The 16,255-nt window shown below is 43.3% G+C and carries 11 protein-coding genes; 3 read left to right on the top strand and 8 right to left on the bottom strand.

Annotated features, from left to right (window positions below):
- Positions 1 to 14: 14 nt before the first annotated feature.
- From PSM36_RS15165 to PSM36_RS15135, 7 genes are all read right to left on the bottom strand, one after another.
- A complete protein-coding gene (locus tag PSM36_RS15165) occupies positions 15 to 1,361 on the bottom strand; it encodes an alpha amylase family protein (protein ID WP_076931624.1) in 1,347 nt (448 codons plus the stop codon).
- 39 nt (positions 1,362 to 1,400) lie between these two features.
- Entirely contained in the window at positions 1,401 to 3,113 is a 1,713-nt protein-coding gene (locus tag PSM36_RS15160; RefSeq protein WP_076931623.1) for an FAD-dependent oxidoreductase, read from the bottom strand.
- A gap of 19 nt (positions 3,114 to 3,132) precedes the next feature.
- Positions 3,133 to 4,527, bottom strand: coding sequence for an alpha amylase family protein (locus PSM36_RS15155; protein WP_076931622.1), 1,395 nt, complete (start codon positions 4,525 to 4,527; stop codon positions 3,133 to 3,135).
- Between the two features lie 135 nt (positions 4,528 to 4,662).
- The gene (locus PSM36_RS15150) at positions 4,663 to 6,333 is read right to left on the bottom strand and encodes a DUF5018 domain-containing protein (protein ID WP_076931621.1); all 1,671 of its coding nucleotides are present in this window, start codon (positions 6,331 to 6,333) and stop codon (positions 4,663 to 4,665) included.
- Positions 6,334 to 6,352: 19 nt separating this feature from the next.
- A complete protein-coding gene (locus PSM36_RS15145) occupies positions 6,353 to 7,969 on the bottom strand; it encodes a RagB/SusD family nutrient uptake outer membrane protein (RefSeq protein WP_076931620.1) in 1,617 nt (538 codons plus the stop codon).
- 19 nt (positions 7,970 to 7,988) lie between these two features.
- Positions 7,989 to 11,144: a SusC/RagA family TonB-linked outer membrane protein gene (locus tag PSM36_RS15140; protein WP_076931619.1), complete on the bottom strand. Its 3,156-nt coding sequence runs from the start codon at positions 11,142 to 11,144 to the stop codon at positions 7,989 to 7,991.
- 314 nt (positions 11,145 to 11,458) lie between these two features.
- Positions 11,459 to 12,652: an AGE family epimerase/isomerase gene (locus PSM36_RS15135; RefSeq protein WP_076932314.1), complete on the bottom strand. Its 1,194-nt coding sequence runs from the start codon at positions 12,650 to 12,652 to the stop codon at positions 11,459 to 11,461.
- Between the two features lie 564 nt (positions 12,653 to 13,216).
- Between PSM36_RS15135 and istA the strand changes: the two genes are divergently transcribed.
- Genes istA through istB form a run of 3 tightly spaced genes read left to right on the top strand, consistent with a single transcriptional unit; the run spans position 13,217 to position 15,442 of the window.
- A complete protein-coding gene (gene istA / locus PSM36_RS15130) occupies positions 13,217 to 14,404 on the top strand; it encodes an IS21 family transposase (RefSeq protein WP_076929581.1) in 1,188 nt (395 codons plus the stop codon).
- Positions 14,405 to 14,432: 28 nt separating this feature from the next.
- Complete coding sequence (locus PSM36_RS15125) at positions 14,433 to 14,693, top strand: hypothetical protein (RefSeq protein WP_076929580.1); 261 nt, start codon at positions 14,433 to 14,435, stop codon at positions 14,691 to 14,693.
- On the top strand, positions 14,690 to 15,442 hold the full coding sequence (gene istB / locus PSM36_RS15120; RefSeq protein WP_076929577.1) for an IS21-like element helper ATPase IstB: 753 nt from the start codon (positions 14,690 to 14,692) through the stop codon (positions 15,440 to 15,442). Before PSM36_RS15125 ends, istB begins: the two co-directional genes overlap by 4 nt.
- Before the next feature lie 178 nt (positions 15,443 to 15,620).
- Here istB and PSM36_RS15115 read toward each other — a convergent pair whose 3' ends face one another.
- Positions 15,621 to 16,061 (bottom strand): ATP-binding protein, encoded by a 441-nt coding sequence (locus PSM36_RS15115; protein ID WP_076931618.1) that lies wholly within the window; start codon positions 16,059 to 16,061, stop codon positions 15,621 to 15,623.
- Between the last annotated feature and the right edge of the window lie 194 nt (positions 16,062 to 16,255).

Raw genomic sequence — 16,255 nt, 5'->3', positions numbered from 1 at the left:
TTTTTTTATTTCAATTATTCAATCACTTTGGCTTCTCTCATACCCCTTTCCACATATTCCCATAAATTTTTCTCTATAATATGGACAATATCGAAAATCATAAGTCCGTCAGACGTAGCCAAATTCATTGTAATAGACTCTGTGAGTCCTTCAGGATCTTCATAAAACTGACTGGCAAGAATTCCTCCATAAAACTTGTTGTCACCCATGATGGTCTTTATTTTTTCATTCGATCCTTCTACGCAATACCAAATATTTTTTTGTGCGAACAGGTCGGTTTCATTTTTTATTTCGGGATTTTTTTCCATATACTCTGCTTTGGTGATCGTTGTATAGTAGTTGCCAACAGTAAAAAGATCAAGCAGTTCGGCATAGCCTGTATTCATATATGTTGGACTTGCCCAATCAAAATCAGCAGACGGATCATAATATTTACTTGCGAAGTTAACCCCAACTTCAAAGTATGTAGGATACCATGCCCCTGTATATGTGCCAAAAGAAATCGATGGATTGGCCGATTTGACGGTTTCTCGGGCTTTTTTCATAAAATCACGAATTACCGTCGCTCGCCATTCAGTCCATTGAAGAAAATATTTGCCTCTCTGAGGGTAAAGATTTCCGTTCGCATCCTTTTGCCATCTGTAAATATCATCCGGAAAAGAGTCTAATTCTGTACCTAAATATTCTTCAAATTTAGACCGGGACAGGTCTGAAAAATCGGCCGTAAATCCATCATATCGTACTCTGTCGAGTATGATTCCATCCAGATCTTTATATTTTTCAACCACCTCCTTAAATATGTTGAGGATGTACTCCTGATACTCTTCATTTACAGGATTAACCATGGCTGAATACTTTTGTTTTTCCTGGGTAATAGGAATAAAAGATCCCTGTTCATCAGGCGGATATACCACGGAAGCCCAATCGGATTTATTTTCTTCGTATATAGAGCCGATGTCCAAATAATTATGTCCTGCTACAAAGGTATTGAGTGAAGCATGAACTTTGAGGTCAATGTCATGGGCCTTTTCAATATAATATCCCAGATAGTCGAATGTATAATGAACCTCTTTTCCGTTCCAGTTGGTAAGTTTTGGGGCATACTGGCTATCATAAAGTACATGGCCGGAAATCGGACGAATATCAACTACGATATCGGTAAATCCTAATCCTTTTACTTTCTCCAGATAATAGTCAATTGTATCTCTATTATTGAAGTGATGTATGTTAGCCGTAGCATCAATCCACATTAATTTAGGGTTTGCATTTTTCCCGGGGCTACATGATATTCCTAAAAATGCGAGTAACAGTATCGCTGATAGGCTTGTAGCAAGTTGTAATAAAAATCTTTCTCTTTTCATTTTTTCAATTATCTGTTTAGGATCATTGTTTATCTTCCCTTATTTCCACTTCGTCTCTGCTCCCTGGCTATGGAGCATTTGCTGGAAGTCGGATAAAAGGTCGCGTCGCTCTCTCACCGCTTTGAAAGGAACTTTTGTCTTTTCGGAAAAGGCAATCAGTTGTCCGACTGCTTCACCAATACTCCATTCCACAGGATGTAATCGATAACAACCGTTAGTAATATGGGTTGTCCCGATATTTTTGTTTGCCGGAAGCAGATTCTTCATCCTTATTGGGAGAAGCGCCCCCAATGGGATCTCGAAAGGAAGTGATGGGAAATCGATATAGTTGTTCCCATTTGAACTGGGATGAAGGTCAATATGATAATATCCTATACCCACACTATCGTAGAAGTCGGCGGAACGCTGTCCTTCGATTTCTCCGGCTACCATTTTCCTGTTTTCAGCACCTACATGCTCTTCCAAAACGGTGAATTCTGCCTTAATTCTTCTTGACTCGCGTATATAGGGGTATTTGGCCATTCCATCTTCCGTACCCATAATATCGCCACGTAGTCTCAATCCGCGCCATCCGGTTTCACCGTCGGGACGGGGCGCTTCGGTTTGTAACCAGTAGAATAGGGAGTGGCTCAGCTGCTTTGCTTTCCCTACAGTCTCTTGGAACTCCTCTTCCGGAACATCGATCAGGTTGCCCGGGAAGAAATCATTCTGGGGCCAGTTCACTATCGTGATATCTCCTTCGTAACTGCTTTCTATAAAGTTGTGGCGGTTGATGATCCTCCGGTAATTCCAAAGGTTTAGTACTTCGCCCAACTCTTGCCCGTTTGGATCGAATCCCAGCCTTTTGGGGGTCAGCGTCCTCGGATCGGAGTAGGACAAGTCCAATAGTCTCCCCGACCAGGGTGGTGTCAGATCCGGCACGTAGTTTTTCCAGAAATCATACCCCTCAGGGGGATTCTGCACATTGTCTCTTCCGGGTTGGTAATCCATGGCGAAACAGACCGTAAAGGCCTGGTTGTTCGTCGGGTCAGCCTTTTCCGGCGCATGCAGCTCTCTGGTGTTGAGCCTTGACTCAGTACCGGTGATATATTCAGTACCGGTCATGGGAAGCAAATCGCCACACTCAGTGGCATCTACAAACGATTTTCCTGTGAGGACCATCCGGTCGCCTGAATAAATATGTACTGCTTCTATGCACGTTACCTTGTCATCATCCACACCGGCACTCTTTGCTTTATGATTGAGTAGCAGGTGCAGTTTTCCGGTACTCAGGTAAGGTGAAAGCATATCGATCAATACCGACACAGCCACCCTTGGCTCATGACATAATCGGGAAACGCTTCCATCACCCGGATTGAGATGTTCACGTGAGCGAGCAGATTCCGTTAATGGATAGTTACGACGATAATAATCACGTACCCTGTTTCTGTAATCCCGGTACGACTGTGGTGCTCCGTGTGTCTCAATCCATTGATGTTCATCGGGGGGAACTCCCTGTTGGGATAGTTGCCCGCCAATCCAGTCGGTCTCCTCGGTCATTATCACGCTGAGTCCGTTCCTGCAGCATGCCAGAGCAGTAGCACATCCTCCCATACCACCACCAATGATGATCACATCTGCATGTAACTCACGTGAAGAGATATTGTGCCGGTTTGTCTTGGTTGATTGAAAGAGAGTGCTTCCTGTGCATCCTTGTATTGTTGTGACACTACCCATTATGCCGGCATAGGTCAAAAATTTTCTTCTGTCCATTCTATCTTCTCTTTTTCAATTATTCTCCTATCGCAATATTGATTCCCCTCTTTACATATTCCCATTGATTGGCCATTTTTAAATGGATCATATCAAACAGGAAGTAACCGTCACACTCATCCATACATGCTTTTACCGAATTAACGATGGCCTGATTTTCCTGTTCCTGTGTTGCCTGGTTTTGACTGTCCCAATTGCCAACATCCGGGCCACTCGCCACCATAGGGCAGCTATTCCTTATCTTTTCTTTTGCCAGTCTTGAGAAACCCTGCATTGTCCATTCGGTCGCACCATATACATTAAGAGGTGAGGCATACGCACCCATCAGCATTTGATCCATTAAATCGGCATATCCGTAGTCCTTATATTTCTCCGTAGCCCATCTGTATGAAGTGCTGGGATTATAGTTCGGGCTTGCCCAGTTCACTCCTACTTCGTAATAGCTAGAGTACCAAGCTCCGACATATACGCCAAATTTTATCTCCGAATTCACTGATTTTACGGCGTTACGTGCTTTTTCCATAAAGTCGTGAATTACTTTTGCCCTGAACTCTAACCATCTGGTCAGGTAAGGTGGATAGGGATTCATAGCGGTAAGCTGTTGCATCGTTGTACCTGGCGGTAAGATATCATCCGGGAAATTTGCTATTTTAATGTTCCCTAAATAGGATTCAAATTTTCCTTTGGTACTCTCCGAGAAATCGGACTGAATGCCATCAAATCTACCTCTGTCAAGTATAATCCCATCCAGGTCATACTTCGCCAGATCTTTCAATAGATTGCATAAGAACTCTTGTACCTCCTCGTTGGCAGGGTTGAAGAATTTTGTACCTGATCCGGCATCCATTGTGTTTGTGATGCCGATTGAAAGATTTTCATAAGTGGCCCACTCCTTTTTTGATGGATCTCTATAGAGAATCCCCCGGCTCCCCAAACCACTGCTGTGGCCTCCTGCCATTGTATTGAAGCCGGCATGTACTTTGAGTTCCAGCTTCTTCGCCTCGTCAATGAACGCCTGCAGATAATCCCATGTGGCTGTACGTTCAACCTTTGAATAGACTCCGTTTACCCATGCTCCCAACCACTCTACCTGTTGGACTCCTGCCACCGACGACTTGTAGAGGATGTCTCCTGATGTAGGACGAATATCTACAACGATATCGGTAAATCCGGCATCTTTGGCAAGTGCAAGATCACGGGCGATATTCTCCCGGCTATTGGCAAAGTCGGGGAAATTGGCAGCCGCATCGATCCAAATAAATCGAGGTTTGTCTTTGTTCTCTTTGGGGGGATCGGGAAATTCATATCCCGGATCCTCAGGATGATCATTTTCACAGGCAGAGATCATTAAAAAGAATCCTGTGAATAGTAGAGTAATAAAGAGATGGTGAACAATAGCAGTGATTTTAACCATAAGCTTTTAAAAAAACGTTACCCCCGTCTCTACATTTAATTGAATGAGTGAACAGTTTCACTCATTCAATTAAAGAGGTAGATGAATTGTAAGATAGGGATAACTCAGAAGTTATATATCTTTTTTGAATGATTATTATATATCAAGACAGTCGTATTGTACGCATACGATAGCTCCATTGGTGAACATGAAATAGAGGTACATATAGTAACCGTCATCCGATACCTTCAGGATCACATCTCCCGTACCATTCGCATTCACGCCTCCGTGGTCTTTACCTCCGTAGAGGCCTATTGGAGCTTGCCATACCGGTGTCGTGAAAGTGGAGGTTCCACTTGCATCGAACAGGTAGATGGAATCGTCACTGCCCCAGGTGAAAGAGTTGACGGAGTTACTTGCTGCATACGGACATTTGTTGAACACAACGTAGTCTGCTGCATTTTGTATCCAGTTGGCATTAATTTCAGGACCCAATGCTTTTACAGTATTGGTGCTACCATTTACCCATGCAAATTTTCTTGGAGGTGCATAATAGCTTACAAAGTAATCTGCATCAAGGTCAGTGGCACTGGTATACACTACATCGGCGTTATTGCCCCATCCTCCATCGATTCCATTAATAGTTACGATCTCCGGTGTTTGTGATTGAAGGACTCCCTCTATTACCTGCCAACGGGCAAAGGTACGGTCGGCTCCCATAATTGCAGCGGTAATGATGGCATCTCCGTCAATACTTCCTTTTACCGAAAGTTTACGTCCGATAGCTGTAGATCCGCTTCCACTCCAGTCGATGAGCAGTTCAGGCGTACCATTCACACCCTTTATATTCCACACTTTGAATGTACCTGCATTGGGAGCCAGGTTACAAACCAGGATATTATCTCCATCGTCAGCAGTAGCAAAGAAGTTGGTAAGGCTTCCGACTATTGATCCCATATTGGGCATCGTACCCACGATAGCGCCTGTTCTCCGATCAAGATATTTCGAGGGCTGATTTCTTGTGTTGACAACCACATAATCTTTGGTTACCGCAATACCGGTTGTCATATGTAATTCAGAGAGACCAAGATCGGCCATTATTGTTTTCGTCCATAGAACTTTTGCACTACCTGTCCGCATACCGAAATCTACCTTGTTAGGTACATCTTTCTGTACTTTATACACTGATTTGCTCACTCCATTCTGTGCCGTTACAGTAATGGAAACCTCTTCATCATAATTCAACGCGACCGTCCTTGGATCGGGATCGAGCGTGGCACCGTGAGAAATATTCACTTCAGCGAGCGCTTCTCCAATATCCTCAAGTGAAATCAGCGAGATCGTTTTTAGCTCTTCATCGATTATACCGCTGATCCCAAGTGATCTCAACTCAAAACTGGTAATTCTTGCTTCTGCACTTTTCCGGATCTCTGCTATAATCTTGTACTCCTTCTTGTTTTTTGACTGATCCGTTACAGTGATAAAGTTTTCTTTGGTCAGGTCAAGATATAAAAGAGGAGGCGAGATGGTTACATTATCATCCAGATTGGCCTCAATGCGTACGTTTTTCAAATCGTCCATTGTCAGCACATTGTCTGAGGTGCGGGGGTAATTGTATGGAAAAACGATTGTAATGATACCCCTCTCATAATCTATTTCACTGGTGAAGCTGTTTTCACTACTTTCATCGCCGTAAAAGGAGGCTGTCAGGCTGTTGATTCCGTCACGGGAAACAGATGGAGTCAGGTCCTCCACTTGCTGGCATCCGTTCATTATGAAAACGACAGAACAGCATATCGCTATGATAGTTAATATATTTTTTTTCATTGCTTCTATCTTATTTTAGTTATTTCCAACTATCGTATTGTTCAATCAACGAGTTATTTGCCAATTCAGCGTCAGGGATGGGAAGTATATAATTCCTTGTTGAGAACTTCCTGTCCTGATAATCCACATCAATGTACTCATAGTTATCGCCGGTAATCCTGAATCCGTGACAGCGATAGTCGTTATATTCAATATGTGCTAGCCGCCATCTTCTCATATCCCAAAAGAGGTGTCCTTCATAAGCCAATTCAACCTTCCTCTCATTGCGGTAGTCGTTAAACCATTGTTCTCCGGAGGAAGACTTGGGAGGGAGGTTTACCCTTTCACGTACTTCATTCATTGCCTCTCTTGCTTCGTCCGGTTTGTTGAGGCGGAAGGCAGCTTCGGCTTTGTTGAGCAGGACTTCGGCGTACCTGATTTCAACCCACGTCTGTGTGCTCGGAATCCCTCGGATGTCTATTAATGTCTCGTCCATCAGTTTCCTGAGGAAATAACCGGTGGTAGTATGTCCGTAGGTATAGGGTTGAGCCCTGTAAGCCATAAAGGTGCCATAGGTTCCATTCACCGAATTCTGCATTGTATTTCCTTTCCATGTGCTGCCCGGGAAGATCACGGTCGCTTTGAAGCGCGGTTCCAACTCTTCATAGGGAGGGCGTGTTGCATTCTCAGTATAGTAAGGAGTCCAGTCCATTTGCGTGCCATCTGCTTTTTCATAACTCTCTACCATCTCCTGTGTAGGCGTACCTAATCCGCCGAACTCATAACCGTCGCTCAGGGGTACGTAGTCCTTATCAAACGTATGGTTGGGGCCCAATTCACTATATTTGAATTCAAGGATCGATTCTTGATTGCTTCCTTTCCACGAATCTGCATAATTATCTGTCAGGCTGAACAGGCCGGATTCAATCACCTCATTGGACGCATCATAGGCTGCCTGCCAACGTTCCGCGTAAAGCATTGCCCTCGATTTAAAAGCGAGTGCTGCATATTTGGTTACTCTTCCTTTCTCCTGGGGAATCCATGATTCGGGAAGATTTTCAATGGCAAAATTAAGATCCTGTTCAATCAGATTCCATGTCTCTTCATTCGAACTGCGAGCCTTATCCTTTTGCATCTCATTAAGACTGGTATAGAGGATTACACCGTCAAACCGCTTAGCAAGCTGGAAATAGATAAAGGCACGGAAAAAACGGGTTTGTGCCTCCCAGCGTGTGTTCATACTCTCGGGAAAAGAGGAGTAGAGTTCCATTGAATGAAGGAACTCATTCATCCTCCTGATCTTGTTGTAGGCATCTGTCCAATTGCTATAGAAACAACTGGTCGTGGTAACGGCCTCCGGATTAAATACATAATTATTGGGGTGGCCTGCTTTGTGTCCAAGCGCATAGGATCCATATTTGAAAGTATTGGTCAGACTCTCAGTAAGACTGCCCTCAAACTGTTGGTTTCCGAACTGTCCATATTGATGCAGATAGGTATAAAAACCATTTACATAAAGATCAACGCTCGATTCCCTCTCCCATACAATTTTATCAGTAACTTGGTCGGTAGGGGTCAGATCCAGCCAATCCGAACATCCTGATAAGATGATGACGGAGATGGCCAAAGATAGAAATTTTATATTTATTTTTTTCATTACAGTCAAATTAAAGAGGTTATAAAGAGAAATTCAAGCCGAATGATAATGTTCTCTGTTGAGGATAATATCCGTTATTCACTCCGGGTGATTCAGGGTCGATATTGTATTTTGTCAGCTCGCTGAACGTTAAAATATTCGATCCTTCTACGTAGAGCCTGATTCTATCTATTCCCGCAGACCTTGTAAAAGACTGGGGTATAGTATATCCGATCTGGAATGATTTCAGGCGGAGGTAGTTGCCATTTCTGTACCAGAATGTAGATGAGTAGGCATTATTGGTACTTACATTTACCAGTGAGAGACGTGGAAACTCAGCATTGGTATTGTCCGGTGTCCATGAGTTCTCGGGAAGGAACTGTGGGGAATTACCACCATGATAGAAAAGCTTTGTGAAAGCGGTATTATCCATAATCCCCTCGGAACCGGTGGATGTATATACCCCCGTCAATGCTACCGTGCGACCTAAACCGGATTGAAACAGGATATCAAAATCGAATCCTTTCCAACTCCCGTTTAAATTGAGAGAGGTTTGGAATCTGGAGTAGGGGCTTTTACCTACATATCCCATATCTTGTGCATAGGTTATTTTTCCATCACCATTTCGATCCTTATATTTGATATAACCGGGAAGTACGGGTGATCCGGTAATGGTTGGGGAGTTGTTGATTTCCTCCTGCGACTGAAAAAGTCCCTCGGCTATAAAGCCAAGTTGTGAGCCAACCTCCTTACCGGTTAGTTTGCGGTAATCGGGTGTGTTTTCGGAGTCACCTGCATAATATAACCATCTCCTATAGGCCAGTGTCCCTACCCATTTAACGCCATAGGTAAAATCGCCTATCTTGTTGTTATGGGAGATCGTGAAATCGAATCCTCTATAGTCGATTTTGTTTACATTATCGGAGTTAAAGAAGTAACCTCCCATCGAGGGTGGATAGGATCCTCCAATGCTGGCTAAGAGGTCGTACTGGTATTTATAGAAAGCATCGACTTCAACTCCCAACAATCCTCTCCATGCCATAAATTCAACGCCCAGATTATATGTGATAGCTTTGGCCCAGGTCAGATTAGGATTACCTAAAGTGGCTGTGTAGAGCATACTTTGTCTCTGATCACCCAATATTAGTGCATTTGAACTCAATGTCATCAGATTGAGGTATTGGAATGCATTAACAGCAGAAGTAGCTGTTTTACCAATACCGCCTCGAATTTTCAAATTATCAATCCAATGAGCTACGAACCACTCTTCGTTATTCATTCTCCATCCTGCAGAGATTGCCGGCAAGTTAACCCATTGTGAACCGGTCATGCCGCTGAAAAGGTAGCTTCCGTCGCGACGGATTGAAGCTTCCAACAAATAACGTTCGTCATAATCGTAATTCACACGGCCAACGAAACCAATTAATCTTGATTGCGCACTACTCCCCGAAATAGTCGGGATTCTTTCCTCTCCATTTCCGGTAGTATTGGTGATCTTGCTCAATTCCGCCAGTTCCAGAAAATCGAGTCCGTACCCTGTGGCGCCTAGCGTATTGCTGTAGTTGTTACGGGTTTCAGCAAGACCGAAAACATTGATCTTATGGTTGTCGAAAGCTTTGTCATAGGTAAAGCTGCTTTGGGTTACAACGCTTGTTGCACTATGTCCGCTCTCGCTCAAAGAGGTATTGCCCGAATTGTTAAAGAAGGAAACATAGTCAATCTTTTCGGTCGAACTGTTTGGCAATGACCCGATCATTGTTTGATAGGGTATGATCAGCGATTTATTGAACTGGAAGAATTTATCGTATGCTCCCATAAATTTCAGGCTAAGCCCTTCCATCCAGGGTGCATCATAATTCAGTGAGAAATTGGTCTGGATGGTCGTATTCCTGGGCCTGCTGTATCCCGATTCGTAAATGGCTGCTACCGGACTCACGGGCGATGAAGCGGTGCGTGTGGAAACATAGTATTCCCTGCCGTCAGCACCAATAGTGGTTTTTGGAAGATAAGGCAGGGCTCGTACGGCCTGTTGTGGAATATTGTGCCAGTCGTTCGGGTTTGCAGAGTAGCTTGGCCTGTTGTGTTCGTCCAAACGTCCTGCAATATTCATTACCAATGTGATATTGTCTGTAATTTTTGAATCGATATTTGCCCTGAGATTATAACGGGAATAATCAAAATTGTCTACGTTCCCTTTTTGCTGGAAAGCGCTGATTGAAGAGAAGAATTTGACTTTATCGGTTCCTCCTGTTGCGCTAACGTTGTGATTCATAGTGGATCCGACACCAAAGACTTCATCATACCAGTTCGTATTGCCCCATCCATCGGTCCCCGATATCATTTTTTCTATTTGGGCAGATGTAAAGACCGGTTCATCCCCGTCTAATTCTCTAGCTCTATTATACCAATAGGCATATCCCGGCCCATCTAACCATTTTATCTGATTTGCATTCTGGCTAATCCCATATGATCCGTTGTAGGATATGCCCAATTGACCTTCTTTCCCTCTTTTGGTAGTAACGATGATCACGGAAGTTGCATTCAAACCGTAAACCGATGCAGAGGTTGCATCTTTCAAAATTGAGATGGATTCAATCTCATTGGGATCAATTTCGTTTATACTTCTGATCACCCCATCTACAATATAAGTGGCGCCTTCGCCTCTAACGAGCAATGATGCCGCATCTTGTCCGGGCTGTCCTGTTTGCTGTAACATCGTAACTCCCGCTACTCTGGCTCCCAAGACATTCGTTACTCCAACAACAGGAGCCTTGATTAGTTCGGTATTCGATAATGTGGATACTGCACCTGTTACACTGGTTCGTCTTTGCGTACCATAACCTACGACTATTACTTCATCGAGTATCTCAGTATCCTGCTCCATTGTAATATTAAGGTATGTCCTTCCGTTAAGGGGTATTTCCTGTTCCACGAAACCGACATAAGAGAAGACGAGAGTACTGTTTGATGACGGTACTTGTAATGAAAATTCTCCGTTTATGTCAGAAACGGTACCTTGACTGCTACCTTTAATGATAACGTTTACTCCAATCAAGGTTTCTCCGGTAGTGTCAACCACTCTCCCTCCTACATTGATTTGTGCAAAAGTGACAATGGATGTGAAAAAGTAAAGCGATAGTAATAGAAATCGGAGATTTCCATACTTCCATTTTAGGGGTTGCTTGCTACTTCTCATTTGGTTTAATTTTTTAATTGTTTATAAATGCTTAAATATCATTGCTATTGATCACCTGAAAATTCCGCTTGAAGGTAATTTGAAATAGGCAACAGGCAATCAATACAAAAATTTGGACATAATGGTATCTTATTGATATATTATTCATTTTTTGAATTATTGCTTATTGATTAATTCAAATTATTCTTCACCAAGCTAATAGCTTAACAAATCAGACTCTACCCATTTGGTCTGGTGAAATAGTTTTCTACTCAGTAAAATAAATTAGTTGATTTTGTTCTCCGTTTGAGAGGAACAATCAATCATTCCTAATTTTATTTTGCATTGACTGTCTCCAACGTTTTGACTGCCTCCAACGTTTTCCAGCATTGATACAATCCTCTTGGCACGTGGAAGCAGCCTTTCCACTTGCCTCCTTTCAAATCCAAGAGTACTTCCCCACGACGATTCAGATAACCCCACCATTCAGGATATTCCGGGTCTTTGAAGTGACTCCATGTGTAATCGTGTACTTTTTTGAACCATTGGAACGATTCCTCTGAGCCAGTCAATTGATACCCTTTCAGCAGCGATATCAATGTTTCTACATGCACCCACCACAGTTTCTGATCCCATTCCAATTCCTGTAACGGAAACCCTTTTCGATCCATAAAATAGAAGATGCCGCCATACTCTTTATCCCATCCATATTCAATGGTCTTCAAGGTTGTTGCTACTGCTTTTTCAATTAATGCAGGGCGGTTGAGCCGTACTCCCAGATCCATGATAAACCACATGGCTTCTATTGCGTGTCCCGGATTTATCAAACGGCCCTCGAAGGAATCGGACAGCGTGTTGTCTTCATTCACGTTCTCTACTATAATGCCACCCAATTCAGGACGCAGGAATACTTCCATCACTTCGTGGATGCATTCTTCCATGGTCTGTTCGACGATCTCTTTGTCGAGCAGGTGTTCGATTTCCAGCGTGAGGTTGCTGAGAATCATCGGCAGGGAGAATCCTTTGAGCGGACGAGTGCCGGGATAGGCTTTGTTCCACCTGCCTTTCGGATTGTCCCGCCTGGAGAGAATGATATCGAAAGTACGCTTCGCAATATCGGCATATTCCCGGTTCCCGGTTGCCAGGCTCAGTTGTCCAAATGCCATGGTTGCGAAAGTGTAGGAGAAAATGTTGTACGGCTCTACCAATGGTTTCCCTTCCCGGGTAAGCGAGAAATACCAGTTGAAGTTGCCGTCATGTCCATACTTCTTCAGAAACTCAGCTCCCTGTATGGCGCAATCGAGCCATTCCTGGCGTTTTTCTACCTTATTGCATAACATGGAGAACAGCCATACCTGACGACCCTGAAGCCAGATGAATTTGTCGGTATCGAACACATTTCCTTGCCGGTCGAGGCAGGTGAAGTATCCGCCAAATTCCTTGTCCTGAGAGTGTGATAGCCAATAAGGAATTACATTTTCAAATAATTCCGTTTTATATTGCGTTGCTAATATGTTAAAATTGTTCATTTCATCCATTTTATCTCATAATTTAATTCTATTTACCTCGATAATAATATAAGTGTATTAAAATATACCTGCAAATTAAAATTAATAAATTTATATATGCAACTATAAAAGTAAAATAATTTATTATATGGCGAACTATTAACAAAGTTTAACTATTTAATATATGCTGGTTAGTGAGAATTTAAGTTAAAAGATAAGGCTTTATTTATGTTAAGCGGTAAAGAAGGATATGGGAATCTATATTGATTTGGAGAGAGTGCAGGAAGGTTTTTATAATGTTAACAGGGATTTTGCAGATAATATTAAGGATGCAACGGATAAATTCAAACAAGCATCATTTTGTCTATGAAAAAATATAAATGTACCTATGGCATTCGTTTATCCAAAAAGAATTTTGGCTTTGAGAACGGAATAAAGTCAGTTCCTTTATATGCTGTAATCAGTAACTTCGCATGTACAATTTTCGGCAAGATTGAATGTACAGAAATTGGCAATATGCAATGTACATAAAAAGGGTTAAAGAAGAGTCTTCATATATTTGTAATTCACGAAAATACAAACACTATGAAGACTCAGATACATGACCTTAGAAAGGTACGTATGTGGTACGAAGTTAAAGAACTTTCCAGTAATCCGGGCAATTCGGACAGTAAAATTGCAAAAAAGTTGGGTGTTGATCGCAGAACTGTTTCCAGGTACAAGAAGATGAGTGAAGAAGAGTTTCATGAGTTTTCAATGAAACAACGTGTATACGAACTTGTTCTGTCGCCATATTACCCGGACGTTCTTTCCTTATTGAGTATAGACAATGGTTTGCCGGCGGCAGTGATAGAAGACCGGCTGAAGGAGAAATACGCCGACTTGCCGAAGGTGAACAGCAAGACTGTATACAACTTTGTCCAGCACGTGCGGCGTCAGGAGAAGATCCCTGTACCGGAGAAGATCCGCCAGACGGAAGCCCTGGAAGAGTTTGCATATGGCAGCCAGGCGCAGGTTGACTTCGGTACAGCACAGATGCGACGTTTGGACGGCAGTAGGCGCAGGGTTTATTTTTTTGCCCTTGTCCTGTCACGCAGTCGCTACAAATATGTGTTTTTCCAAACAACTCCCTTCACCGGGAAAACAGCCGTCCAGGCTCACGAGCAGGCCTTCAAGTATATAGAGGGTATCCCCGGGAAGCTTCTCTATGATCAGGACTCGGTGTTTCTGAAAAGTGAGAACCTTGGCGATTATCTCCTGGCTGATGATTTTCGTCGCTACAGGGATGAACGCGGTATCAGCGTTGAGTTCTGCCGCAAGGCCGATCCCCAGAGCAAAGGCCGGGTCGAGAACGTGGTAGGATACGTGAAAAACAACTTTCTTCGCGCGCGTACCTTTCACGATATAGATCGCCTCAACGAGGAAGTCCTGAGCTGGTTGGAGCGCAAGGCGAACGGCACCAAACATGCCACGACGAAGCGCCTGCCCCATGACGTGTGGTTGATTGAAAAGGAGCATCTCTCCTTTTTTCGCCCCTCACCGGCAATCCCCCGGGATGAGATTCCCACCTACACGGTGAGAAAAGATAACACAATCAGTTACAAGGGGAACTTCTACAGGGTCCCATATGGCACCTATAACGGGAAGGGACCGGAGGTATTACTCAAGGTCAAGGATGGCACCCTTTCGCTTTCCAACCGGCAAGGCATCCTTCTGGCCGAGCACCCCGTCAGTCTTGAAAAAGGCAAGGTAAGAGGAGATACACAAGTATAAGCCCCGTTATCTGAGAGACAATCTGAAAATGATAAGGGAGGTGATGGGCGAATATGGTGAGGAGATCGTTGGCAGTGCACTTGATTACTGCCTCGACAATGGGCTCTACAACGCCCTTTACCTGAAAGAAGCCGCATCACATTACCGGGAGTTAAAACGCCGGGAGAAGAAGCCCTTGCCTGTTGTAAGCGTGTTGCATGACGGTGTTCAAACAAGTCAGTATGACACGGATGCATACATCCCCGAGAGAAGCAAGATAAACCGGTACGATCAAATCATGGAGCTATGAAGCAGATAGAAAACATGAAGCAATATGCCGGCATACTTCGTTTGGGATACCTGAGCAAAAACTTGCAGCCGATGCTTCACCAGGCGAGCATAGATACACCGGGATACGCGGACTTCCTGGAGAACATGCTTATAAAAGAGCTAGAGCAGCGACAGCTGAATGATTACCGGCGCAGGACTAAACTGGCCCGTCTGCCACGTGCACACGAGCTTGACGAGTACGATTACAAGGCCTCGAGCAGCATCGGCATAAGGCAGATGACACAGCTCAGGGAGCTGCTCTGGGTCGATCAGCTATACAACCTGGTGCTGATGGGGCCAAGCGGTACGGGCAAAACATACCTGGCCGGGGGACTGGTCAATGATGCCATCAAGAAAGGTTATAGGGCCTATTTTACCACCATGGCTGACCTGATAGGCGTGCTCAACAGGAAAGAAATCATCTCATCGGCAATGAGCACCTACAAGCGATACACCAAGGCACACCTGATTGCCATAGATGACATCATGATGTTCCCGGTGCAAAAGAGTGAAGCGGTGGCTCTGTTCAATCTGATCAATCACCTGCATGAGCAGTGCTCGATCATCATCACCACTAACAAGTCACCCAGCCAGTGGGCGGAGACACTGGATGATGAAGTGTTAGCCACAGCCATCCTGGATCGACTGCTATATCGTTGCGAGGTGATCAGGTTCGAGGGAAACGGTTACCGTATGGACAACCGGAAAACTTTCCTTGAGAAAGAATAAAAAAACAGTTGAATACAATAAAAAAGAGATAGTTAATGTAATGTTAAACCTGTACATTGGATATTGCCAAAAGTTGTACACTCAACATTGCCATTTTTTGTACATTGTAAATTTGCTAAATAATTACATATGCGGCTTTCTGTATTTGAGATTGTGCCAAGCATCACGCTGACTAAAATTAAAATGAATTATTAAAAAATTCCCTTAAAGTCAAATGAACAATTCCATCTTCGCTGTTCGAAATAAATGAGTCCATTGTGATTACAGCTTTAGGATAGTTATCCTTTATCTTCTTTAAGTTACCAAATTCACGTTCGATAGTTGCCTGGTCATTTAATGTTAATGCCACTTGTAAATATCTTTTCTCACCGTTTTTCTTGCAGACAAAATCAATTTCCTGATTATCCAATGCTCCTATTTTTACTGGATATCCATTGATAATCAAATTGTTATATGCTAAATTTTCAAGTATTTTTCCTCTGTCTCGCGGACGATACCCACCAACGATTACATTTTGAATGCCTGTATTCTCAAAATAATATTTTTCTCCGATCTCAAAAATACGTTTACCCGAAATGTCGTATCTGTTTATTCTGTGAATGATAAAGCTGTTTGCCAAATAGTTTACATAATTGAGAACCTGATGTACTGAAATAGTTCGTGTATTGCGATTTCGGGTAATCGCTGATATTCTTCGCTGAAAATTGTTGTCCGATATTGTCCGCTAAAAACTGGATGAGTTTTTCTAAGAATGCAGTGTTGCGAAGATTGTATCGGCTAACTACATCTCTAAAGACAATGGTGTTATTTAGG

Source organism: Proteiniphilum saccharofermentans (assembly GCF_900095135.1).
Classification (GTDB): domain Bacteria; phylum Bacteroidota; class Bacteroidia; order Bacteroidales; family Dysgonomonadaceae; genus Proteiniphilum; species Proteiniphilum saccharofermentans.
This window is presented reverse-complemented; position numbering and strand designations above follow the sequence as displayed.

Bases quoted from the DNA above. Each gene is read 5' to 3' on its own strand.
- PSM36_RS15145 (WP_076931620.1), bottom strand. From the start codon at position 7,969: ATGAAAAAAATAAATATAAAATTTCTATCTTTGGCCATCTCCGTCATC.
- PSM36_RS15160 (WP_076931623.1), bottom strand. From the start codon at position 3,113: ATGGACAGAAGAAAATTTTTGACCTATGCCGGCATAATGGGTAGTGTC.
- PSM36_RS15135 (WP_076932314.1), bottom strand. From the start codon at position 12,652: ATGAACAATTTTAACATATTAGCAACGCAATATAAAACGGAATTATTT.
- istA (WP_076929581.1), top strand. From the start codon at position 13,217: ATGAAGACTCAGATACATGACCTTAGAAAGGTACGTATGTGGTACGAA.
- PSM36_RS15125 (WP_076929580.1), top strand. From the start codon at position 14,433: ATGATAAGGGAGGTGATGGGCGAATATGGTGAGGAGATCGTTGGCAGT.
- PSM36_RS15150 (WP_076931621.1), bottom strand. From the start codon at position 6,333: ATGAAAAAAAATATATTAACTATCATAGCGATATGCTGTTCTGTCGTT.
- istB (WP_076929577.1), top strand. From the start codon at position 14,690: ATGAAGCAGATAGAAAACATGAAGCAATATGCCGGCATACTTCGTTTG.
- PSM36_RS15140 (WP_076931619.1), bottom strand. From the start codon at position 11,144: ATGAGAAGTAGCAAGCAACCCCTAAAATGGAAGTATGGAAATCTCCGA.
- PSM36_RS15155 (WP_076931622.1), bottom strand. From the start codon at position 4,527: ATGGTTAAAATCACTGCTATTGTTCACCATCTCTTTATTACTCTACTA.
- PSM36_RS15165 (WP_076931624.1), bottom strand. From the start codon at position 1,361: ATGAAAAGAGAAAGATTTTTATTACAACTTGCTACAAGCCTATCAGCG.